Genomic DNA, 26,928 nt, shown 5'->3' with positions numbered 1-26,928 from the left:
GCCGAATGGACCTGGGCGCCATCGGTTCTCGACGCCACACAGATCACCCGGTTGAGCCGGCTGTGGTTCGAGGCGCTGTCCGGGGTCTGCGCACACGTCCGCAACGGCGGCGGGGGGCTGACCCCGTCGGACATCGCCCCGGCCCGCCTGAGCCAACAGCAGATCGACGAGCTGGCGCGCCGGCACCACATCGCCGACATCTTGCCGCTGACGCCGCTGCAGCAGGGTCTGCTGTTCCACTCCAGCACCGCGCAGGGCGGCGACGACATGTACGCGGTCCAACTCGATTTCACGCTGACCGGGCCGCTCGACCCCGACCGGCTGCGCGACGCGGTGCACACCGTTGTCAACCGGCACCCCCACCTGGCGGCCCTGTTCTGCGAACAGTTCGACGAGCCGGTGCAGATCATCCCCGCCGATCCCGTGGTCGAGTGGCGGTACCTCGAGCTCGACGGCGGCGGCGCCGGGGAGGCCGACAGCGACGCGCGAATCGAGCGCCTGTGCGCGGCCGAACGCGCCGCGGTGTGCGACCTCGCCGGGCAGGCGGCGTTCCGGGCCGCGTTGATCCGCACCGCGGACCGGCGATTCCGGTTCGTGCTGACCAATCACCACATCCTGCTCGACGGCTGGTCGCTCCCCATCCTGCTGCGCGAAATCTTCGCCAGCTACTACGGGCAGCGCCTCCCCGCCGCCGGCTCCTACCGGGCCTTCCTCACCTGGCTGGCCGATCGCGACCTCGACGCCTCCCGCGAGGCCTGGGAGGAGCTGTTGTCCGGCTTCGAAACTCCTACCCTGGTCGCGCCCGAAGACCGATTGGGGCAGGGGCGCCGCGGCTTTGAGAAGTCTCGCGTGTCCGCGCAGACCACCCGGGCCCTCGGCGAGCTGGCGCGCTCGCACCACACCACGCTGAGCACCGTGCTGCAGGCCGCGTGGGCGTTGGTGCTGACCTCGCTCACCGGTCAGCACGACGTCGTCTTCGGCACCCCGCGATCGAGGGTCGGCCAGCTCGAGGTCGACGACGCGGAGTCGATGGTCGGGCTGCTGATCAACACGGTGCCGGTGCGCGCCAACATCACCGCGACGACCACCACCGCCGATCTGCTGGCGCAGTTGCAGAACAGTCACAACGACGCGCTCGAGCACCAGCACCTGGCGCTCAGCGAGATCCACCGCGTCACCGGCCACGACCAGCTTTTCGACACGCTGTTCGTCTACGAGAACTACCCGATCGACAGCGGCATGACGCTGGGAGACGACGGCCTGGCCATCGCCGCGTTCACCAACCGCGAGTACAACCACTATCCGCTGACGGTGGAGGCCCTGCCCGGCCGCGAACTCGGCCTGCACATCGAATTCGACGCCGACGTGTTCGACGCCGCCGGCATCGCGTCGCTCGTCGGGCGCCTGCAGCGGGTGTTGGTCGCGATGACGGCCGACCCCGCCCGGCGGCTGTCATCGATCGACCTGCTGGACCGCGACGAGCGCGACCTGGTGCTGTCGAGGATGTCCGGCGCCGGCGTGGGGGCGCCGGTGGGCGTGGCGCCGGAGCTGCTGGCCGCGGCGGTGGCGGCGGGCCCGGACGCGCCCGCGGTGGTCGATGGTGCGCGGGCGTTGTCGTATCGCGAACTCGACGAGTGGTCAACGCGGTTGGCGCGCAAGCTGATCGACGCGGGCGTCGGCCCGGAGCGCGCCGTCGGTGTGGCGATCGGCCGGTGCGCGGAGCTGGTGGTGGCGTGGTGGGCGGTCGTCAAGGCCGGTGGCATCTATGCGCCGGTGGATCTGGACCATCCGGTCGAGCGCATCGCCTCGGTGCTCGACGCCGTCGACGCGGTGTGCGTGTTGACGTGCGGCACCGACGACGTCGCGGGCGCCGGGACGCGCCCGATCGTGCGTCTCGACGGTCTCGACCTGTCCGCGTGCTCGGCGCAGGAGATCACCGACGCCGACCGGCTCTCGCCCCTGCGGGCGGGCGACACCGCCTACCTGATCTTCACGTCGGGTTCGACCGGCGTCCCCAAGGGCGTCGCGGTGGGCCACAGCGGCATGCTGGGCTGGGCCGCCGCCCAGCGCGAGCTGTTCGGTCTGGGCCCGGACGCGCGGGTGCTGATGGTCGCCTCGCCGACCTTCGACGCCTCGGTCGGAGAACTGTTGCTGGCGGCGGGATCTGGCGCCGCCCTGGTGGTGGCGCCGCCGCAGGTGTATGCCGGTGAGGCGCTGACCGCCTTGCTGCACGACCAGCGGGTCAGCGCGGCCATCCTGACGCCCACCGTGATCTCGACGCTGGACCGCGCCCGGCTGGATCGCCTGGACACGCTGGTCGCCGTCGGGGAGGCCTGCCTGCCCGAACTGGTGGACGCCTGGGCGCCGGGCCGCCAGATGTTCAACGGTTACGGCCCGAGCGAGACCACCATCTGGGTCACCTGCGCGCGGCTGTCGGCGGGCGAACCCGTTCGCATCGGCGCCCCGATCTCCGGCGTGTGCGCGCGCGTGCTCGATGCGTGGCTGAACCCCGTCCCGGTAGGCGTGGTGGGCGAGCTGTACCTGAGCGGGCCGGCCCTGGGGCACGGCTATCTGGGCCGGGTGGAGTTGACCGCAGAACGGTTCGTCGCCAACCCCTTTGGCGCGCCGGGAACAAGGATGTATCGCACCGGCGACCTGGTGCGCTGGATGTCCGACGGGACCCTGGATTACCTGGGCCGTGCTGACAACCAGATCAAACTGCGCGGACAGCGCATCGAACTGGGCGAAATCGAAAACACCCTGCTGGCCTGCCCGCAGGTGACCCAGGCCGCCGTCACCGTCGCGGACACCGCGACCGGCTCGCACCTGGTCGCCTACGTGACGCTCGATCACAACGCCACCACCGACCGGGATCTGCAGCAGGACGCCGAAGACGTCCAGGAGTGGCAGCACCTCTACGACGACCTGTACGGCGCCGACCTCGCGGCAAACTTCGGCGAGGATTTCCGCGGGTGGAACAGCAGCTACACCGGCGAACCGATCCCGCTCGAAGAGATGGCCGAATGGCGTTCCGCCACAGTCGATCGCATCATGTCCCTGCGGCCCCGGCGGGTGCTGGAGATCGGCGCGGGCTCGGGGTTGCTGCTCTCACAGATCGCCCCGCACTGCGACCACTATGTCGCCACCGACTTCTCGGCCGTCGCGATCGACAACCTGGCGCGCGCGATGGAGCGGCTGCAGCTGCCGTGGCGCGACCGCGTCGAGCTGCTGACCCAACCCGCCCACGTCACCGACGGGCTGCCGCAGGGCCACTTCGACACCATCATTCTCAACTCGGTCGTCCAGTACTTCCCCAACGCGGGATATCTGGTCGAGGTCATCGACAAGGCCATGGAGCTGTTGGCGCCCGGCGGAGCGGTCTTCATCGGTGACATCCGCAACCACACCCTGCAGGGCGCGTTCCAGACCGCGATCGCGCTGGCCCGCGGCGACGCCGCCGACGCGGCCGAGATCCGCCAGCGTGTCCGCCACGCCATGCTCGGCGAGACCGAATTGCTTTTGGCGCCGGAGTTTTTCACCTCCTGGGCGCGCTCGCGCCCGGAAGCCGTCGGGGTCGACATCCGCGTCAAACGTGGAATGGCCGACAACGAACTCAACCGGCACCGCTACGACGTCGCCATCCACAAGGCTCCCGCGGCCGTACGCTCGGTGGCCGACGAGCCGACGCTGACGTGGGCGCAGTGCGACGGGCTGCGCGGGCTGCGCGAGACCCTGACGTCGCAGCGTCCCGCCGCCGTCCGCATCACCGACATCCCGCGCGCCGGACTGATCACCGACGTCGGTGTCGAGGCCGCGCTGGCGCAGGGATTGCCCCTGCCCGACGCGCTGGCCCAGGCCGACCCCGGTCCCGACGCCACCGTCGCCGAAGAGTTGCACCGCCTCGGTGAGCGCGCCGGATATGGCGTCGCCGTCACCTGGGGCGCCCAACCCGGTACTCTCAGTGCGGTTTTCATCGCCTCTGGCGACCGGGCCGTCCCGGCGCTGACGGATCTCTACCTGGCGCCCGACGGGGCCCGGCGGCGCACCATCCACGCCAACGACCCCCGGACCAACACCAAGGTCGGCGAGGTGCGCGAGCGGTTGAGTGCCTGGCTGCCCGACTACATGGTGCCGACACACATTGTGGCGCTGGAAGAATTCCCGATGACGAGCTCGGGCAAGCTCGACCGCAAGGCCCTGCCCGCCCCGGACTACCAGGACGCCGATCGGTACCGCGCCCCGGCCACCGCCGTCGAGGAGATCCTGGTCGGCATCTACGCCCAGGTGCTCGGCCTGGAACGGGTGGGTGTCGACGACTCGTTCTTCGACCTGGGTGGGGATTCGCTGTCGGCGATGCGCCTGATCGCGGCGGTCAACACCAGTTTCAATTCCGACCTCGGGGTGCGGGCCGTGTTCGAGGCGCCCACCGTCGCCGAGTTGGCCCTTCTCAGCAGCGGGGACGCCGACCGTCCCGACCCGCTGGTCGCGGGGGAGCGCCCGGCGGTGATCCCGCTGTCCTTCGCGCAGACCCGGCTGTGGTTCATCGACCAGTTCCAGGGCGCCTCGCCGATGTACAACATCACCGTGGCGCTGCGGCTGCGCGGACACCTCGACGTCGACGCGCTGGCCGCGGCACTGGCCGACGTCGTGGGCCGCCACGAAACCCTGCGCACGGTGTTCGCCTCGGCCGACGGAATCCCGCAGCAGGTGGTGGTTCCCGCCGAGCGCATCGGGTTCGCCTGCGACGTCATCGACGCGCGCGGGTGGCCGCAGGACCGGCTGCGGCGGAGCATGGAGACGGCCGCCCGGTACACCTTCGACCTGTCGAACGAAAGCCCCCTGCACACCGAGCTTTTCACGGTCAGCGACGACGAACACATGCTGGTGGTCGCGGTGCACCACATCGCCGCCGACGGGTGGTCGATCACCCCGTTCGCGCGCGACCTCGGAATCGCCTACGCGAGCCGCTGCGCGGGGCAGGCCCCCGACTGGGCGCCCCTGGCGGTGCAATACGTCGACTACACGCTCTGGCAGCGTGCACATCTCGGGGACGTGGACGACCGCGACAGCCGCATCGCCGCCCAGCTGGATTACTGGGCGGACGAGCTGGCCGGGCTGCCCGAACGCCTGCAGCTGCCCACCGATCGGCCCTACCCGCAGGTCGCCGACCACCGCGGGGCCCGGCTGGCGGTGGACTGGCCGGCCGAGCTACAGCAACAGGTCCGCCGGGTCGCGCGCGAGCACAACGCCACCAGCTTCATGGTGATCCAGGCCGCCTTCGCCGCGCTGCTCGCCAAGATCAGCGCCAGTACCGATGTGGCCGTGGGCTTCCCGATCGCCGGGCGTCCCGAACCCGCCCTCGACGACCTGATCGGCTTCTTCGTCAACACCCTGGTGCTGCGGGTCGACCTCGGAGAACTGGGCGGGGACCCGACCTTCGCCGAGCTGCTGGCCCAGGTGCGCCGGCGCAGCCTGGCCGCGTTCGAGCACCAGGACGTGCCGTTCGAACTGCTGGTGGAGCGGCTCAACCCCACCCGCAGCATGGCCCATCACCCGCTCGTTCAGGTGCTGCTGGGCTGGGAGAACTTCCCGGGGGAGGTCACCGCCCCCGCCGCCGGGCTGGCGCTGGGAGACCTGCGGGTCACACCAATGCCGTTGCACACCAACACCGCTCGCATGGACCTGACGTTCTCACTGGCCGAACGCTTCACCGAGTCCGGCCAGCGCGCCGGGATCGCCGTGACTGCCGAATACCGCACCGACGTCTACAACGCGGACACCGTCGAGGCGATGATCGACCGGCTGCAGCGGCTGCTGGCCGCGGTGACCGCCGACCCCCAGCGGCGCCTGTCGTCGGTGGACCTGCTCGACACCGCCGAGCACGCCCGGCTGGCGCAGTGGGGCAACCAGGCGGTGCTGTCCGAGCGGATGGAGCCGGTGACCGTTGCGGGCTTGTTCGCCGCGCAGGCGGCGCGCACGCCGGACGCGGTGGCGTTGACGTTCGAAGACGGGTCCATGACCTACCGCGAGCTCGATGAGGCCGCCAACCGGTTGGCGCACCTGCTGGTCGACCGCGGCGCCGGCCCGGGTGCGTTTGTGGCGCTGCTGTTTTCGCGGTCGGCCGAGGCGATCGTGGCGATCCTGGGGGTGCTCAAGTCCGGGGCGGCGTATCTGCCGATCGATCCCGCGCTGCCGGCCGCGCGGGTGGAGTTCATGCTCACCGACGCCGCCCCGATGGCCGCGGTCACCACCGCCGACCTGGCCGACAGGTTCGACGGCTTCGACCTGATCGTCGTCGACGTGGCCGACCCCGCGCTGGCGGCCCAGCCGAGCACCCCGCCGCCCGCGCCGGCGCCCACCGATCTGGCCCACGTCATCTACACCTCGGGCACCACCGGTGTACCCAAAGGTGTTGCGGTGACTCAACACAACGTCGCGCAGTTGTTCGACGACCTGCGGCTCGGTTTCGCCTTGTCGGCCGAGCAGGTGTGGACCCAGTTCCACTCCTATGCGTTCGACTTCTCGGTCTGGGAGATCTGGGGCGCGCTGCTGCACGGCGGGCGCCTCGTCGTCGTGCCCGGCGCCGTGGCCCGCTCCCCCGAGGAGTTCCACGCGCTGCTGGTGCGCGAGGGCGTCACGGTGCTGACCCAGACCCCCTCGGCGGTGGGGTTGCTGCCCACCGACGGCCTGGACGGCACGGCGTTGGTGATCGGCGCCGAGCCCTGCCCGCCGGAGCTGGTGGACCGGTGGGCGCCGGGTCGGGTGATGGTCAACGTGTACGGCCCGACCGAGACCACGATGTGGGCGTGCAAGAGCGCGCCCTTGATGGCGGGGTCGGGATTCCCGCCGATCGGCTCACCGGTGACGCGGGCGGCGTTCTTCGTGCTCGACAAGTGGTTGCGCCCGGTGCCCGCCGGGGTGGTCGGGGAGCTGTATCTGGCCGGCGAAGGTGTGGGCGTGGGCTATTGGCGGCGCCCCGGGCTGACCGCGTCCCGATTCATGGCCTGCCCCTTCGGCGAACCCGGCACCCGCATGTACCGCACCGGCGACCTGGTCTGCTGGGGCCGCTCCGGATCCGGGGAGGGGCAACTGCGCTACCTGGGCCGCGCCGACGAACAGGTCAAGGTCCGCGGCTACCGCATCGAACTCGGCGAGATCCAGGCCGCGCTGTCCGCGCTCGACGGGGTCGAGCAGGCGGTCGTCGTCGCCCGCGAGGACCGGCCCGGCGACAAACGCCTGATGGGTTACATCACCGGGACCGCGGAACCCGCCCGCGCACGCGCCGCGGTGGCGGAGCGCCTCCCGGCCTACATGGTCCCCGCGGCGGTGGTGGTGCTCGACGCGCTGCCGATGACGGTCAACGGCAAGCTCGACGCCCGCGCCCTGCCCGCCCCGGACTACCAGGGCGGCAACGGATACCGCGCCCCGAGCACCGCCATCGAGGAGATCCTGGCCGGCATCTATGCCGGAGTCCTCGGCGTCGAACGGGTCGGCGTCGACGACTCGTTCTTCGACCTCGGCGGCGACTCGCTGTCCACCATGCGCCTGATCACCGCGATCAACACCACGCTGGAGACCGAGCTGCCGGTGCGCGTCGTCTTCGAGGCGCCCACCGTCGCCCAGCTCGCGCCCCGCATCGCCGAGAGCTCGGGCCGGCTGGAACCGCTGGTGGCGGGGGAGCGGCCGGCGATCATCCCGTTGTCCTTCGCGCAGAACCGGCTGTGGTTCATCGACCAATTCCAGGGCCCCTCACCGCTGTACAACATGGCGGCGGCCCTGCGGCTGCGCGGGCGGCTCGACGCGCACGCGCTCGGCGCCGCGCTGGCCGACGTGGTGAGCCGTCATGAGAGCCTGCGCACCCTGTTCCCGTCGCACGAAGGCACGCCCCGGCAGGAGGTCGTGCCCGCCGAGCGCGCCGAATTCGGCTGGGAGGTCGTCGATGCCACCGCGTGGCCGGCGAGCCGGCTGGACGACGCCGTCAAGGCGGTAACGCGCCACGCCTTCGATCTGGCGGCCGAAATCCCGATTCGGGCCAGGCTTTTCACCATCACCGAGGACGAGCACCTGCTCGTGATCGCGGTACACCACATCGCCGCGGACGGCATGTCGCTGACGCCGCTGGGCGCCGACCTGAGCCTGGCCTACACCAGCCGGTCCGCCGGGCGGGCACCCGACTGGGCCGACCTGCCGGTGCAGTACATCGACTACACGCTGTGGCAGCGCGCCCAACTCGGCGACCTCGACGACGGCGACAGCCGCATCGGCGCTCAACTGGCGTACTGGGAGCGCGCCCTGGCCGGCATGCCCGAGCGGCTCGAGCTGCCCACCGATCGCCCCTACCCGGCGGTGGCCGATCAGCGCGGCGACAGCGTGGTGGTCGACTGGCCGGCCGAGCTGCAGCAGCAGGCGCGGCGGGTGGCCCGCGAGCACAACGCGACCAGCTTCATGGTGGTGCAGGCCGCCCTGGCCGTGCTGCTATCGAAGGTCGCCGCGAGTTCCGATGTGGCGGTGGGCTTCCCGATCGCCGGGCGGCGCGACCCCGCGCTCGATCAACTCGTGGGCTTCTTCGTCAACACCCTGGTGCTCCGCGTCGACCTGGCCGGCGATCCCAGCTTCGCCGAACTGCTGGAACGGGTCCAGGCCCAGAGCCTGGCCGCGTTCGAACATCAGGACGTGCCGTTCGAGGTGCTGGTCGAGCGGGTCAACCCCACCCGGAGCCTGACCCATCACCCGCTGGTGCAGGTGATGCTGGCCTGGCAGAATTTCGCCGGCCACGACGACCCCGCCGCCGGCCTGGCGCTGGGTGACCTCGAGGTGACCTCCGTCCCCGTCGAGGACCAGTCGGCCCGGATGGACCTGGTGTTCTCCCTGGCCGAACGGTGGACCGAGCGCGGGGAGGCCGCCGGCATCGGCGGACGGGTGGAATTCCGCACCGACGTGTTCGACGCCGCGACCATCGAGGCGCTGATCGGCCGCCTGCAGCGGGTCCTGACCGCGATGACTGCCGACCCCGCCCACCCGCTGTCGTCGGTGGATCTGCTCGACGAGGCCGAGCATGCCCGCCTGAAAGAGCTTGGCAACCACGCGGTTTTGACTCGGCCGGCCGGTGACGCGCCGCCGTCGATTCCAGAGCTGTTCGCCGCGCAGGCCGCGCGGGCACCGGAATCCGTGGCGCTGGTGTGCGGCGACCTGTCGGTGACCTACCGGGAACTCGACGAGGCGTCCAACCGGTTGGCGCACCGACTGGCGTCCGCGGGCGCGGGCCCGGGACGGGTTGTGGCGATGCTGTTTTCGCGGTCGGCCGAGGCCGTCGCGTCGATCCTGGCCGTGCTCAAAACGGGAGCGGCCTACCTGCCGATCGACCCCTCCTCGCCGGACGCGCGCATCGAGTTCATGCTCGGCGACGCGAAACCGGTCGCCGCGGTCACCACCGCCGACCTGGCCGAGCGGCTCGACGGTCGCGGCGTGACGATCATCGACGTCAACGATCCCCGCGTCGACACCCTGCCCGACACGGCGCTGCCGGCGCCGGGGCCGGACCACCTCGCCTACCTGATCTACACCTCGGGCACCACCGGTGTGCCCAAAGGCGTTGCCATCACTCACCGCAACGTCACCCAGCTGCTGGGATCCCTGGACGCCGGGCTGCCGGCCGCGGGGGTCTGGTCGCAATGTCACTCGCTGGCGTTCGACGTCTCGGTGTGGGAGATCTTCGGCGCGCTGCTGCGCGGCGGGCGACTGGTGGTCGTCCCCGAGGCGGTGGCGGCGTCCCCGCACGACCTGCATGACGTCCTGGTCGCCCAGCAGGTCAGCGTGTTGACCCAGACCCCGTCGGCGGTGGCCATGCTCTCCCCGGAGGGGCTGGACTCCGTGTCGCTGGTGATGGCCGGGGAGGCCTGCCCGGCCGAGGTCGTCGACCAGTGGGCGCCCGGGCGGGTGATGGTCAACGCCTACGGCCCGACCGAGACCACGATGTGCGTGACCATCAGCGCGCCGCTGGCGGCCGGGACGGGGCCGGTTCCCATCGGCTCGCCGGTCCCCGGGGCGGCGCTGTTCGTGCTCGACGACGCGTTGCGCCCGGTGCCGCCCGGCGTCGTCGGCGAGCTGTACGTCGCCGGATCCGGTGTCGCCGCAGGGTATGTCGGCCGGCCCGGCCTGACCGCGTCGCGGTTCGTCGCCTGCCCCTTCGGTGGGGCCGGAACCCGCATGTACCGGACCGGCGACCTGGTCCGCTGGGAGCGCTCGGGATCCGGTGTGGGCCAACTGCTCTGCCTCGGCCGCGCCGACGAACAGGTCAAGATCCGCGGCTACCGCATCGAGCTCGGCGAAATCCAGTCCGCCCTGGCCGGATTCGACGGCGTCGCACAGGCAGTCGTCGTCGCGCGCGAAGACCGTCCCGGTGACAAGCGCCTCGTCGGCTACGTCACCGGCAGCGCCGACCCCACCCAGCTGCGCGCCGCGCTGGCCGTACGGCTGCCCGCCTTCATGGTGCCCGCCGCGGTGGTGACGCTCGACGCGATTCCGTTGACCCCCAACGGCAAACTCGACGCGCGCGCCCTGCCCGCACCGGAATACACGGCCGGTCGGTACCGCGCGCCTGAAACGCCCACCGAGGAAATCCTGGCCGGCGTCTACGCCGGAGTCCTCGGCGTCGAGCGGGTCGGGGTCGACGACTCCTTCTTCGACCTGGGCGGCGACAGCATCTCCGCGATGCGCCTGGTCGCCGCGATCAACGCCAGCCTCGACACCGGCCTCCCGGTGCGCGCCGTGTTCGAGGCGCCCACCATCGCCCAGCTGGCCCCCCGGATCGGTGAGGGCGGCAGCGGGCTGGAGCCGTTGACGGCCGCCGAGCGGCCGGCGGTCATCCCGTTGTCGTTCGCGCAGAACCGATTGTGGTTCCTGGACCAATTGCAAGGGCCCTCACCGGTGTACAACATGGCGGCGGCGCTGCGGCTGGACGGGCCGCTCGATGCGGACGCCCTGGGTGCGGCACTGGGCGACGTGGTGGTCCGTCACGAGAGCCTGCGCACGGTGTTCGTCGCGCCCGAGGGACTACCGCAGCAGGTGGTGATCCCCGCCGACAAGGCAGACTTCGGGTGGGAGGTCGTCGACGCCGGCACCTGGTCGGCGGACCAGCTGGACGAGGCGATCGGCGCCACCGCCCGCTACACCTTCGACCTGTCGGCCCAAATCCCCTTGCGGGCAGAGCTTTTCCGCATCCGCAACGACCGGCACGTGCTGGTCGCCGTCGTGCACCACATCGCCGCCGACGGCATGTCCCTCGCCCCGCTGGTGCGTGACCTGGGCGTGGCGTATGCCGCCAGGTGCGACGGGCGCGGCCCCGACTGGTCGCCGCTGTCGGTGCAATACGTCGACTACACGCTGTGGCAGCGTGCGCAGTTCGGCGATCTCGACGACGGCGACAGCCGCATCGCCGCCCAACTGGCGTACTGGGAAGAGGCCCTGGCCGGAATGCCGGAGCGGCTGCCGCTGCCCACCGACCGGCCCTACCCGCTGGTGGCCGACCAGCGCGGCGCCACGGTGGAGATCGACTGGTCGGCCGAGCTGCAACAGCGGGTCGCCGACGTGGCGCGCCGACACAACGCCACCAGCTTCATGGTGGTCCAGACCGCCCTGATGGTGCTGCTGTCGAAGATCAGCGCGAGTTCCGATGTGGCGGTGGGTTTCCCGATCGCCGGCCGCCGCGACCCCGCGCTCGACGAGCTGGTCGGGTTCTTCGTCAACACACTCGTATTGCGGGTCGATCTGGAAAATCTGGGCGGCGATCCCACCTTCGCCGAGCTGCTGTCCCAGGTGCGCCACCGCAGCCTGGCCGCCTACGAGCACCAGGACGTGCCCTTCGAGGTGCTGGTCGAGCGGCTCAATCCCGCCCGCAGCCTGAGCCATCACCCGCTGGTGCAGGTGATGCTGGCCTGGCAGAACTTCGCCGGGCAGGAGGGCGGGCCCGCCGCGGGGCTGGCCCTCGGCGATGTCGACGTCACGCCCATCCCGGTCGACACCCACACCGCCCGAATGGATTTGACGTTCTCGATGGGCGAGCGCTGGAGCGATGCGGGTGAACCCGCCGGAATCGGCGGCACCGTGGAATTCCGCACCGACGTCTTCGACGCGGACAGCATCGCGGCACTCATCGGCCGGTTGCAGCGCGTGCTGCTCGCGATGACCGCCGACCCCGCGCAGGCGTTGTCGGCGGTGGACCTGCTCGACGACGCCGAACACGCCCGACTGGACTCCCTCGGCAACCGCGCGGCGCTGACCGGACCGGCCGCCGAGACCGAGTCGATCCCGGCGCTGTTCGCCGCCCAGGCGGCGCGCACCCCGGACACCGCCGCGGTGGTATGCGACGGCCACTCGATGACCTACCGCGAGCTCGACGAGGCGTCGAACCGGCTCGCGCACCTGCTCGCCGCCCGCGGTGCGGGCCCGGGACAGGCTGTGGCGCTGCTGTTTTCGCGCTCGGCCGAGGCGATCGTCGCCATCCTTGCCGTGCTGAAGACCGGGGCGGCCTACCTGCCGATCGATCCGGCGCTGCCGGCCGAGCGGATCGGCTTCATGCTCTCCGACGCCGCCCCGATCGCCACGCTCACCAGTCCCGGGCTCGCCGACCGGCTCGAGGGCCACGACGTCACGGTCATCGCCGTCGACGATCCCGAGCTCGAAGACCGGCCCGCGACCGCGTTGCCGGCGCCGGGGCCCGACCACCTCGCCTACCTGATCTACACCTCGGGCACCACAGGCGTTCCCAAAGGCGTTGCGGTCACGCACCGCAACGTCACCCAGCTGCTGGCCTCGAAAGACTCCGGGTTGCCGCGCACCGGCGTGTGGTCGCAATGGCATTCGCTGGCCTTCGACGTGTCGGTCTGGGAGATCTTCGGTGCCCTGTTGCACGGCGGCCGACTGGTCGTGGTGCCCGAATCCGTCGCGCGCTCACCGGAAGACCTGCACGCGCTGCTGGTGGCCGAGCGGGTCAGCGTGCTCAGCCAGACCCCGTCGGCGGCGGGCGCGCTCTCGCCCGCGGGCCTGGAGTCGGTCGCGCTGGTGGTCGCGGGTGAGGCCTGCCCGGCCGAACTCGTGGACCGCTGGGCGCCCGGCCGGGTGATGATCAACGCCTACGGGCCGACCGAAGCCACGGTCTACGCCGCGATCAGTGCGCCGCTGCAGGGCGGAACGGGCGCTGTAGGGCCAGTGCCGATCGGCTCCCCGGTGCCCAACGGGGCGTCGTTCGTGCTCGACGAATGGCTGCGACCCGTGCCGCCCGGCGTCGTCGGAGAGCTGTATGTCGCCGGCGCCGGCGTGGCCTGCGGCTACTGGAAGCGCGCCGCCCTGACCGCGTCGCGGTTCGTGGCGTGCCCCTTCGGCGCGCCCGGATCGCGCATGTACCGCACCGGCGACCTGGTGCGCTGGCGCGCGGACGGGCAACTGGACTACCTCGGCCGCGCCGACGAGCAGGTCAAGATCCGCGGCTACCGCATCGAGCTCGGCGACGTGCGGGCGGCGCTGTCCTGGGTGGCCGGCGTCGAGCAGGCGGTCGTCGTCGCCCGCGAGGACCGGCCGGGGGACAAGCGCCTCGTCGGTTACGTCACCGGCACCGCCGACCCGGCCGCGGTCCGCGCCGCGCTGGCCGAAAGGCTGCCGGGCTACATGATTCCGGCCGCCGTGGTCGTCATGCAGGCGCTGCCGCTGACCCCCAACGGCAAGCTGGACACCCGCGCGCTGCCCGCGCCGGAATACTCCGACGCCGACCAATACCGCGCCCCCGACAACGCCGTCGAAGAGATCCTGGCCGGCATCTACGCCCAGGTGCTCGGGCTCGAGCGGGTCGGCGTCGACGACTCGTTCTTCGACCTTGGCGGGGACAGCATTTCGTCGATGCAGGTGGTGACGCGGGCGCGCGCCGCCGGCCTGGTGTGCAAGACCCGCGACATCTTCGTCGAGCAGACCGTGGCGCGGCTGGCCCGCGTGGCCGAGGTGGTCGAGGCCGACGCCGCCGTCCTCGACGAGGGCGTCGGACCCGTGGCCGCGACCCCGATCATCCGCTGGCTGCAAGACGTGGAAAGCGTTGGCGGACAGGTCGATCAGTTCAACCAGGCCACGCTGGTGCAGGCGCCTGCCGGGGTGACCGAGGCCGACGTGGTGACCATGCTGCAGGCGCTGCTGGATCGCCACCCCATGCTGCGGCTGCGCGTCGACGGCTCGGGCGTCCAGGGGTCCGGCGACTGGTCGCTGACGGTGCCCGAGGCGGGCTCGGTCGATGCGGCCGACTGCCTGCACGTGGTGGACGAGCTGTCCGACGCGGCGGTCACCGAGGCGCGGTCGCGGCTGAACCCGGCCGCCGGCGTGATGCTCAGCGCGCTGTGGGCCGGCGCCACCGCGCAGCTCGTGGTGATCGTGCATCACCTCGCCGTCGACGGCGTGTCGTGGCGAATCCTGTTGCAGGACTTGAACATCGCCTGGGCCCAGCATCACAGCGGGCGGCCGGTCGAGTTGCCCGCCGCGGGCACCTCGTTCGCCCGGTGGTCGTCGCGGCTCGCCCAGCATGCGCACCGCCCCGACGTCGTCGATCAGGCGGAGCGCTGGACCGAGGTGGCGGCGACACCGCCGGCCCTGCCCGCGGTCCGCCCCGACGTGGACACCTTCGCCACGGCCGGACACCTCTTCATGGAGCTGGACCCCGAGACCACCGGCGCGCTGCTCGGCGAGGTGCCGTCGGCGTTCCACGCCGGCGTGCAGGACATCCTGCTGATCGCGTTCGCGTTGGCGTGCGCGGAGTTCAGCGGCGGCCGCGCGCCCATCGGCATCGAGGTCGAGGGGCACGGCCGGCACGAGGAACTGGGCCGCGACATCGACCTGTCCCAGACCGTGGGGTGGTTCACCACCAAATACCCGACGGCGCTGAGCGTGCGCGGTGTCTCCTGGGGGCAGGTCGTCACCGGCGGGACAGCGCTGGGCGCGGCGCTCAAAGACGCCAAGGAACAGCTCCGGGCGCTGCCTGACCCGCTGACCTACGGGCTGCTGCGCTACCTCAACCCCGAGATCGACCTCGACGGCCCCGAACCGCCGATCGGGTTCAACTACCTGGGGCGCCAGGGCGGTGCGGGTGAGCTCACCGCCGACATGTGGCGGCCCGTGCCGGACGGCTGGTCGGTCACCCGCGCCGCCGCGTCGACAGCCATGCCATTGATGCACACCCTCGAACTCAACGCGGCCACCGTCGACTCCGCGGACGGCCCACGCCTGCACGCCAACTGGACCTGGGCGCCGTCGGCGCTCGACGACGAACAGGTCGCCCGGCTGGGCCGGTTGTGGTTCGCGGCGCTCGCCGGCATCTGCGCCCACGTGCGCTCCGGCGGCGGCGGATTGACGCCGTCGGACATCGCGCCCGCGCGGCTGAGCCAGCAGCAGCTCGATCAGCTTGCGCGCCAACACCGTATCGCCGACGTGCTGGCGTTGACCCCGGTTCAGCAGGGTCTGCTATTCCACGCCAACACCGCGCCGGCGACCGACGACCTGTACGCGGGACAGCTGAACATCAGCATCGCCGGCCCGCTCGACCCGAACCGCCTGCGCGACGCCGTGCACACTGTCGTGAGCCGGCATCCGAACCTGGTGGCCCGCTTCTGCGACCGGTACGACGAGCCGGTCCAGATCATCCCGGCCGACCCCGCGCCGGCCTGGCGGTACCTCGAGCTGGATGGCACCGACACCGACGCGATCGAGCGCCTGTGCGCCGCCGAACGCGCGGCCGTCTGCGGCGACCTCGCCGAGCAGCCCGGGTTCCGGGTGGCGTTGGTACGCACCGCATCCGAGCGCTACCGGCTGGTGCTGACCAACCACCACATCGTGCTCGACGGCTGGTCGATGCCGATCCTGCTCGGCGAGATCTTCGCCGCCTACTACGGGCAGCGGCTGCCGGCGGCGGCGCCCTACCGAAGCTTCGTCAGCTGGCTGGCCGACCGCGACCTCGACGCCGCCCGGGCGGCCTGGGGCGAGGTGTTCGCCGGCTTCGACACTCCCACCCTGGTCGGGCCCCAGGACCGGACGGAGCTCGGCCGGCAAAGCGTCGAATCATTCGCGCTGCCCGCCGACCTCACCCAGGCCGTCGCCGACCTGGCGCGTTCGTGCCACACCACCGTCAACACCGTGCTGCAGGCCGCCTACGCGCAACTGCTGTGCGGGCTGACCGGCCAACGCGATGTCGTGTTCGGCACCACGGTGTCGGGCCGTCCCGCCGAAATCGCCGGCGCGGACACCATGGTGGGCCTGCTGATCAACACCGTGCCGGTGCGGGCGAACATCACCGCCGCCACCACCACCGCCGACCTGCTCGACCAGCTGCAGGGCGCGTACAACCACACGCTCGACCACCAGCACCTGGCGCTCAACGAGATTCACCGCATTACCGGGCAGGACGCGCTGTTCGACACCCTGTTCGCCTACGAGAACTACCCGATCGACGCCAGCGCGCTGTCGGGCAACCACGAACTCGCCGTCACGGACATCAGCAGCCGCGAATCCACCCACTACCCGCTGACGGTGCAGGCCCAGCCCGGTCGCGAGATGCGCCTCCAAGTCGAATACGACACAGACGTTTTCGACGCGGCACGGATCGCGACGCTGATCGAACGATTGCGGCGGGTGCTGGCCGTCATGACCGCCGACCCCGCGCGGCGGCTGTCGTCGATCGACCTGCTCGAGCCCGCCGAACACGACCGGCTGGACGCGTGGGGCGACCGGGCCATCCTGACCCAGCCCGGCACGCCGGCGTCCATCCCGGAGTTGTTCACCGCCCAGGCGGCGCGCACCCCGCACGCGCCGGCGGTGACCTACGAGGGCCGGTCCATGACCTACCGCGAGCTCGACGAGGGCTCGAACCGGTTGGCGCACTTGCTGATTGACCGCGGGGTGGGCCCCGGCGAGTCCGTGGCGCTGCTGTTCGGAAAGTCGGCCGACGCGATCGTGGCCATCCTGGCGGTGCTGAAGACCGGCGCGGCCTACCTGCCGATCGACCCGGCCCTGCCGGCGGCCCGCATCGAGTTCATGCTCGGCGACACCGCGCCCATGGCCGCACTCACCGTCGCCGCGCTCGCCGACAAGCTCGACGCCCACCACCTGATGGTCATCGACATCCACGACTGCGCCGTGGCCCGCCAGCCCGCCACGGCGCTGCCGGCGCCGGCACCCGAACACGTCGCCCACATCATCTACACCTCCGGCACCACCGGCGTGCCCAAAGGCGTTGCGGTGAGCCACCACAACGTGACCCGGCTGTTCGACGCGCAGGCCGTCGGCGTCGAGTTGTCGGCCGACCAGGTGTGGACGCAGTTCCATTCGTATGCCTTCGACTTCTCGGTGTGGGAGATCTGGGGTGCGCTGCTGCACGGCGGGCGCCTCGTCGTGGTCCCCGATTCGGTGGCCCGCTCGCCGATGGACTTCCACGCCCTGCTGGTCGCCGAGAAGGTCACCGTCTTGAGCCAAACCCCGTCGGCGGTGCGGATGCTCTCGCCGCAGGGACTGGATGCCGCGGCGCTGGTGATCGGCGCGGAGCCCTGCCCGCCGGAACTGGTGGACCGCTGGGCGCCCGGGCGGGTGATGGTCAACGTCTACGGCCCGACCGAGGCCACGATCTTCTCCTCGACGAGCACGCCGTTGAGCGCGGGTTCGGGTGCGCCCCCGATCGGCTCGCCGGTCCCCGGGGCCGGGTTGTTCGTGCTCGACGGGTGGCTGCGCCAGGTACCGGCCGGCGTGGTCGGCGAGCTGTACGTGGCCGGGCGCGGCGTGGGCTACGGCTACTGGAAGCGGTCCGGGCTGACCGCGTCGCGGTTCGTAGCGTGCCCGTTCGGCGAGCCGGGTTCCCGCATGTACCGGACCGGTGACCTGGTGCGCTGGGGCACGGACGGCCAACTGCAGTACCTGGGCCGCGCCGACGAGCAGGTCAAGATCCGCGGCTACCGCATCGAGGTCGGCGAGGTGCGCTCGGCGCTGGCCGCGCTCGACGGGGTGGACCAGGCCGTCGTCGTCGCCCGCGAGGACCGCCCCGGTGACAAGCGCCTCGTCGGCTACATCACCGGACCCGCCGACCCGGCCGGCGCCCGCGCCGAGCTGGCCGAGCGGTTGCCGGCCTACATGGTTCCGGTGGCGGTGGTGGCGCTCGACGCGCTGCCCATGACCGTCAACGGCAAGCTCGACACCCGCGCCCTGCCGGCGCCCGAATACTCCGCCGCCGGGTATCGCTCGCCGACCACCCCCACCGAGGAGATCCTGGCCGGCATCTACGCCCACGTGCTCGGCGTCGAGCGGGTCGGGGTCGACGACTCCTTCTTCGACCTCGGCGGCGACAGCATCTCGGCGATGCGCGTCATCGCGGCGATCAACAGCGCCATGGACACCGGCGTTCCGGTGCGCGTCATCTTCGAGGCGCCTACCGTCGCCGAGTTGGCGCCACGCATCGGGGAGGACACGGGCCGGCTGGACCCGCTGGTGGCGGGCGCCCGGCCGGCGGTGATCCCGCTGTCGTTCGCCCAGAGCCGGCTGTGGTTCCTCGACCAGCTGCAGGGACCGTCCCCCGTCTACAACATGGCCGCGGCGCTGCGGATGCACGGGCGGCTCGACGCGCACGCGCTCGGCGCCGCGCTGGCCGACGTGGTGGCCCGCCACGAGAGCCTGCGGACGGTGTTCGCCGCGCCGCAGGGAACACCCCAGCAGGTGGTGCTCCCCGCCGAGCGGGCCGAGCTGAGCTGGCGGATGGTCGACGCCCGCGGGTGGTCGGCCGGCCGGCTGCGCGAGGCCATCGACATCGCCGCCGCCGAAACCTTCGACCTGGCGACCCAAATCCCGCTGCGCGCTTCGCTTTTCCGCGTCGCCGAGGACGAACACGTGCTGGTCGCCGTGGTCCACCACATCGCCGCGGACGGCTGGTCGCTGCGACCGCTGGTGCGCGACCTGGGCATGGCGTACGCCAGCCGGTCCGCCGGGCGGGCCCCCGACTGGGAGCCGCTGCCGGTGCAATACGTCGACTACACCCTGTGGCAGCGCGACCAGTTCGGCGAGCTGGCCGACAGCGGCAGCCGCATCGCCGAGCAGCTCGCCTACTGGCAGGAGGCGTTGGCCGGCATGCCCGAGCGGCTTCAGCTGCCCACCGACCGGCCCTACCCGCAGATCGCCGATCAGCGCGGCGCGGCCGTCGAGGTCGACTGGCCGGCGGACCTGCAGCAGCAGGTCGCCGGGCTGGCCCGCGAGTACAACTCGACCAGCTTCATGGTGGTGCAGGCCGCCCTGGCGGTGCTGCTGTCGAAGATCAGCGCCAGCACCGACGTGGCGGTGGGCTTCCCGATCGCCGGGCGGCGCGACCCCGCCCTCGACGAGCTGGTCGGCTTCTTCGTCAACACCCTGGTGCTGCGGGTCGACCTGGCCGGCGATCCCTCCTTCACCGACCTGCTCGCCCGGGTGCGCGCCCGCAGCCTCGAGGCGTTCGAGCACCAAGACGTGCCCTTCGAGGTGCTGGTCGAGCGGGTCAACCCGGCGCGGAGCCTGAGCCATCACCCGCTCGTGCAGGTGATGCTGGCCTGGCAGAACTTCGCCGGCCAGGACCGCGACCCCGGGGCCGGGCTGGCCCTGGGCGACGTGCGGGTCACCTCGATCCCGCTGGACACCCAGGTGGCCCGCATGGACCTGGTGTTCTCGCTGGCCGAACGCTGGACCGACGGCGACGAGCCCGCCGGGATCGGCGGGCGGGTCGAGTTCCGCACCGACGTGTTCGACGCGGACAGCATCCGGGCGCTGATCCGGCGGCTGGAGCGCGTCCTGACGGCGATGACCGCCGACCCCACCCGCCCGATGTCGTCGGTGGACCTGCTCGACGCGGCCGAGCACGCCCGGCTGGACGCCCTGGGCAACCGCGCGGCGCTCACCGCACCGGCGACCGATGCCGCCTCGATCCCGGCGCTGTTCGCCACGCAGGCGGCGCGTACCCCCGACGCGGTGGCCCTGAGCTTCGAGGGCCGCTCGTGGACCTACCGCGAGCTCGACGAGGCCGCCAACCGCCTCGCGCACCGGCTCGCCGGCTTCGGCGTGGGGCCCGGCGAGCGGGTGGCCCTGCTGTTCGGCCGGTCGGCCGACGCGATCGTCGCGATCCTCGCGGTGCTCAAGTCCGGCGCCGCGTACCTGCCGATCGACCCGGGGCTGCCGGCCGAGCGGATCGGGTTCATGCTCTCCGACGCCGCCCCGATGGCCGCGCTCAGCACCGGCGAGCTCGCCGCGCGGCTGCGCGGGCATCACGTCGTCGTCCTCGACGTGAACGACCCCGCGATCGACGCCCAGCCGGCCACGGCGCTGCCGGCGCCGGACGCGGACGACATCGCCTACCTGATCTACACCTCGGGCACCACCGGGGTGCCCAAAGGCGTTGCGGTGAGCCACCGTAACGTCGCCCAGCTGCTGGCAGCCCAGGACTCGGGCCTGCCGCGCGAGGGCGTGTGGTCGCAGTGGCACTCGCTGGCCTTCGACGTCTCGGTCTGGGAGATCTTCGGCGCGCTGCTGCACGGCGGGCGGCTGGTGGTCATCCCCGACTCGACGGTGCGATCCCCGCGGGACTTCCACGCGCTGCTGGTCGACGAACGGGTCAGCGTGATCAGTCAGACCCCGTCGGCGGCGGGTGTGCTGTCGCCCGAGGGGCTCGAATCGGCCACCCTGGTGGTCGCGGGGGAGGCCTGCCCGACGGAGCTGGTGGACGCCTGGGCGCCGGGACGGGCGATGATCAACGCCTACGGCCCCACCGAGGCGACGGTGTACGCGGCGGTCAGCGCGCCACTCAAGGCCGGATCGAGCGTCGTGCCCATCGGATCGCCGGTGCCCGGCGCGGGGCTGTTCGTGCTGGACGAGTCGCTGCGGCCGGTGCCGCAAGGCGTCGTCGGCGAACTGTATGTGGCCGGCGCCGGCGTGGCGTGCGGCTACTGGAAGCGGTCCGGCCTGACCGCGTCGCGGTTCGTGGCGTGCCCGTTCGGGGCGCCCGGATCGCGCATGTACCGGACCGGTGACCTGGTGTGCTGGGGCTCCGACGGGCAGCTGCAGTACCTGGGCCGCGCCGACGACCAGGTCAAGGTCCGCGGCTACCGCATCGAACTCGGCGAGGTGCGTTCGGCGCTGGCCGCCCTCGACGGGGTGGACCAGGCCGTCGTCATCGCGCGCGAGGACCGTCCCGGCGATAAGCGTTTGGTCGGCTACGTCACCGGCGCAGCGGACCCGGCCGAGCTGCGCGCCCGGCTGGGCGATCGCCTCCCGGCCTACATGGTCCCGGCGGCGGTCGTGGCGCTCGACGCGCTGCCGCTGACCCCCAACGGCAAGCTCGACGCGCGGGCCCTGCCGTCACCGGAATACACCGACGCCGATCGCTATCGCGCCCCTCAGACCCCGGTCGAGGAGACCCTGGCCGGCATCTATGCCCAGGTCCTGGGCGTCGAGCGGGTCGGGGCCGACGATTCGTTCTTCGACCTGGGCGGGGACAGCATTTCCTCGATGCAGGTGGTGACCCGGGCCCGGGCCGCGGGCCTGGCGGTGCGGACCCGCGACATCTTCACCGAGCAAACCGTGGCCCGGCTGGCCCGGGTGGCCGTCGCGGCCGACGGCGAGGACGGCGTGGTCGACGAGGGCACCGGGGCGATCACCGCCACCCCGATCATCCGCTGGCTGCGCGGGGTGGAAAGTGCGGGCGGTCCGGTCGACCAGTTCAACCAGACGATGGTGCTGCAGGCCCCCGCCGGGGTCACCGAGGCCGACGTGGTGACCGTGTTGCAGGCCCTGCTGGACCGGCACGCCATGCTGCGCCTGCGGGTGGACCGCCATTCGGACGACGACGCCGGCGAGTGGTCGCTGCAGGTGCCCGAGCCGGGCTCGGTGGACGCCGCGCACCGCGTGCTCTCGGTGGACGAACTGACCGACGTGGCGGTCGTCGAGGCGCGGTCCCGGTTGAACCCGGCCGCCGGGGTGATGCTCAGCGCGCTGTGGGTCGCACCCACCGGCCAGCTGGTGCTGATCGTTCACCACCTGGCCGTCGACGGGGTGTCCTGGCGGGTCCTGCTGGAAGACCTCAACATCGCCTGGGGCCAGCACCACCACGGGCAGCCCGTGGCGCTGCCCACCGGCGGGACGTCGTTCGCCCGCTGGGCGTCATTGCTGGCCGAGCAGGCGCACGCGCCCGCGGTGACCGAGCGGGCCGACGCCTGGCGTCGGGTCGCGGCGACCCCGCCCGCGCTGCCGGCCGTGCGTCCCGGCCTGGACACCTACGAGACCGCCGAGAACCTATCGGTGCGGCTGGACGTCGAGACCACCCGCACGCTGCTCGGCGAGGCGCCCGCCGCCTTCCACGCCGGGATCAACGACATCCTGCTGGTCGGGTTCGCCCTGGCCTGGGCGGAATTCCTGGGCAACGCGGGCGCCCCGATCGGCATCGACGTCGAGGGCCACGGCCGCGACGAGGAGCTGGCCGCCGGCGTGGACCTGTCCCGCACCGTGGGCTGGTTCACTACCAAATACCCGGTGGCCCTCAACGTCGGCGGCCTGTCCTGGGCGGACGTCGTGGCCGGCGCGCCGATCCTGGGCGCGCTGCTCAAAGACGCCAAGGAGCAGCTGCGCGCCCTGCCCGACCCGCTGACCTACGGGTTGCTGCGCTACCTGAACGACGAGGTCGACCTGGACGGCCCCGACCCGACGATCGGGTTCAACTACCTCGGCCGGCTGGGCGGGGCGGCCGCCGAACTTTCCGATGAGCTGTGGCGGATCAGCCGGGACGGCTCGGCGGCCACCGCCGCCAGCACCGCGGTGCCCATGCCGCTGATGCACACCGTGGACCTCAACGCCGGCACCATGGACACCGAGGACGGCCCCCAGCTGCACGCGACCTGGACGTGGGCGCCCTCGGCGCTCGACCGCGAGCAGGTGGCCCGGCTGAGCACGCTGTGGTTCCAGGCGCTGGCCGGCATCTGCGCGCACGTGCGCGACGGCGGCGGCGGACTGACCCCGTCGGACATCGCGCCGGCCCGGCTGAACCAGCCGCAGATCGACCAGCTCGAGCGGACCCACCGGGTCGCCGACGTCCTGCCGCTGACCCCGTTGCAGGAGGGGCTGCTGTTCCACGCCACCACCACGCGGGGCTCCGACGACCACCTCTACGTGGTCCAGCTGGACCTCAGCCTCGCCGGTCCGATCGACCGCGACCGGCTGCGCGACGCGATGCACGCGGTGATCACCCGGCACCCGCACCTCGTCGCCCGGTTCAGCGACCGGTTCGACGAGCCGGTGCAGATCATCCCCGCCGACCCGGCGATGGCCTGGCGCTACCTCGAGGTCGCGGCCAACGGGTCCGAACCCGAGGAGCAGATCCAACGCCTGTGCGCGGCCGAACGCGAAGCCGTCTACGACCTGGCCGACGAGCCCGCCGTGCGGGCGGTGCTGATCCGCACCGGGCAGGACCGGCATCGGCTGGTGCTCACCATTCATCACATCGTGCTCGACGGTTGGTCGGTCCCGATCCTGTTGAACGAGACGTTCGCCTGCTACACCGGCCAGCGCCTCCCCGCGCCCCCGCCCTACCGCAGGTTCGTGGCCTGGCTGGCCGAACGCGACCTCGACGCCGCACGCGCGGCCTGGGCCGGGGTGTTCGACGGCTTCGACACCCCGACGCTGGTCGGCCCGCCGCACCAGCCGGAGCCGGGCGCCCGGGGCGTCCAGTCGTTCGCGCTCCCCGCGGGGATCACGGCCGCGCTCGGCGAGCTGGCCCGCTCCAGCCACACCACCGTCAGCACCGTGCTGCACGCTGCGTGGGCGCAGCTACTGGCGTGGCTGACCGGCCAGCACGACGTCGCCTTCGGCACCACCGTCTCGGGCCGGCCCGCCGACGTCCCCGGCGCCGACGCGATGGTGGGCCTGATGATCAACACCATCCCGGTGCGCGCGCGCATCACGGCGGCGACCACCGCGGCCGACCTGCTGGCCCAGCTGCAAGGCGCGCACACCGAGACCCTCGACCACCAGCACCTGGCGCTGAGCGAGATCCACCGAATCACCGGTCAGGACAAGCTGTTCGACACCCTGTTCGCCTACGAGAACTACCCGCTCGACACCTCGGCGATGGCCGTCGACCACGAGCTGGGCATCACCGACGTCAACATGTTCGAGCGCAACCACTACCCGTTGACGATGCAGGCCGCGCTGTCCGGCGAACAACTGGGCCTTCGGGTTGAATACGACGCCGCCGTCTTCGACGCGCACACCATCGGCGCGCTAGGCGAGCGGTTCGAGCGGGTGCTGGTCGCGATGACCGCCGACCCGGGCCGGCCGCTCTCGTCGGTGGACCTGCTCGACGCGTCCGAACACGCGCGCCTCGACGAGGTCGGCAACCGGGCGGTCTTGGCCCGCGCGCCGCTCGAATTCCCGTCGATTCCGGCGTTGTTCGACGCGCACGTCGCCGGGACGCCGGACGCGGTGGCGGTCAGCTGGGGCGACCTGTCGATGACGTACCGCGAACTCGACGACGCCGCCAACCGGCTGGCGCACCTGCTGACCGGCCACGGCGCGGGCCCGGGACAGGCTGTGGCCCTGCTGTTTTCGCGCTCGCCGCAGGCGATCGTCGCGATCCTGGCGGTGCTCAAGACCGGCGCGGCCTACCTGCCGATCGACCCGGCGGCGCCCGCCACCCGGATCAGATTCATGCTCGAGGATTCCGCGCCGGTCGCGGCCGTCACCACCACGGGCCTGCGCTCGCGGCTGGACGGGTGCGACGTCACCGTCATCGACATCGAGGACGCACCGACCGACACCGCGGCGGGCACGCCGTTGCCGGCGCCCCCGCCCGACGGCGTCGCCTACATCATCTACACGTCGGGCACCACCGGCGTTCCGAAAGGCGTTGCGGTCACTCATCGCAACGTGACGCAGCTGCTGGAGCCGTTGGATGCGGGCCTGCCGCGAGCCGGCGTGTGGACGCAAAGCCACTCGTACGCGTTCGACGTCTCGGTGTGGGAGATCTTTGGCGCGCTGCTGCGCGGCGGGCGGCTGGTGGTGGTGCCCGAGTCGGTGGCGCGCTCGCCGCGGGACTTCCACGACCTGCTGGCCGCCGAGCGGGTCAGCGTGCTGACCCAGACGCCGTCCGCGGTGGCGATGCTGTCCCACGAAGGGCTGGAATCGGTGTCGCTGGTGATGGCCGGGGAGGCCTGCCCGCCCGAGGTGGTGGACCGTTGGGCGCCGGGCCGGGTGATGGTCAACGCCTACGGCCCGACCGAGACGACGATGTGCGTGGCGATCAGCGCGCCACTGACGGCGGGATCCGGGACGCCGCCGATCGGTTCGCCGGTGGACGGCGCGGCGCTGTTCGTGCTCGACGGGTGGTTGCGTCCCGTCGCCGCGGGCGTCGTGGGGGAGCTGTACGTGGCCGGCGACGGGGTGGCCGCGGGTTACGTCGGCCGGTCCGGGCTGACCGCGTCGCGGTTCGTGGCGTGCCCGTTCGGGGCGCCCGGGTCGCGCATGTATCGCACCGGGGACCTGGTGTGCTGGACAACGGACGGCCAGCTGCAATACCTGGGCCGCGCCGACGAGCAGGTCAAGATCCGCGGCTACCGCATCGAGCTCGGCGAAGTCCAGACCGCGCTGGCCGCGCTGGATGACGTCGACCAGGCGGTGGTGATCGCCCGCGAGGACCGCCCCGCCGCCTTACGCCTGGTGGGGTACATCACCGGAACCGCCGACCCGGGCGAGGCGCGCACCGCGCTGGCCCAACGGCTGCCGGGCTACATGGTGCCGGCGGCCGTGGTCGGGCTCGACGCGCTGCCGCTGACGCCCAACGGCAAACTCGACACCCGCGCGCTGCCGGCGGTGCAGTACACCGGCAGCGGGTACCGGGCCCCGTCGAACGCGCTCGAGGAGGCGCTGGCCGCGGCCTTCGCGCGCGTGCTCGGCGTCGAGCGGGTCGGGGTCGACGACTCGTTCTTCGACCTGGGCGGCGACAGCATTTCCGCGATGCGCCTCATCGCGGCGATCAACACCGGCCTGGGCGCCGATCTCCCGGTGCGCACGTTGTTCGACGCGCCCACGGTCGCCGGGTTGGGTCAGCGACTGCGCACGCCCACGACGGACGCGCACGAGGTGGTTCCGGTGCAGACCCTCAAGCAGGGGGCCGGCGGTGTCCCGCTGTTCTGCGTGCATCCCGCCGGCGGGGTGAGCTGGCCGTATCAGGTGCTCGGAAACCACCTCGACTGCCCGATCATCGGGATCCAGCAGGTCCCGCGCAACGGCGACGGCGGCCCGCGGTCCATCCGGGCGATGGCGCAGACCTATGCCGACCGGATCCAGCACGCCTATCCCGACGGGCCCTACAACCTGCTGGGCTGGTCGTTCGGTGGGGTCGTGGCCCACGAGGTCGCCATCGAGCTGCAGCGGCGCGGGTGCGAGATCGGGCGCCTGATCCTCCTCGACGCCCAACCCGGCCTCGACGGCGGCGTGGCCGTGGGCGAGCACGCCCAGGGCGAGCAGCGGGTGCTCGAAGAAGTGTTGCGGGCCAACAACATCGGCCCCGGCGAACAAGACGGACACGCCGACGAACGCCGGCCGCGCAGCAAACCACTCGTCGCGCAACTGCTGAGCAACCTCAACGACAACATCGAGCTCTATCGCCGCCACGAGCCGGGGCGCTTCGAGGGGGAGATCACCGTGTTTTCCGCGGCCCGCGACGACGGCGATCGCGGCGCGCGGCTGTCCCGATCGTGGGCGCCCTACGCGTCCGGCGACATCGCGGTGCACGCGATCGACTGCACGCACCACGACATGCTGACCGCCGAAAGTGTCGCGAGGTACGGCGAGCAACTGCGCGAACTTCTGCGCGCGACGATGCGAGCCACCTCACACTCGCGGCGATCGCAGTGA

Annotated in this window: 1 protein-coding gene (running past one end of the window); it reads left to right on the top strand. The window is 72.0% G+C overall.

The window, feature by feature from the left end; genetic code table 11:
• Nucleotides 1-26,928, top strand: the 3' portion of a protein-coding gene (locus W7S_RS14005; protein WP_041297868.1) for a non-ribosomal peptide synthase/polyketide synthase. The gene continues 4,335 nt to the left of window position 1, outside the view; the window shows 26,928 of its 31,263 coding nt (coding positions 4,336-31,263); its start codon lies off the left edge, out of view; the stop codon is at nucleotides 26,926-26,928.

The sequence above is a fragment of the Mycobacterium sp. MOTT36Y genome (genome assembly GCF_000262165.1).
Lineage (GTDB): Bacteria > Actinomycetota > Actinomycetes > Mycobacteriales > Mycobacteriaceae > Mycobacterium > Mycobacterium intracellulare.
This window is presented reverse-complemented; position numbering and strand designations above follow the sequence as displayed.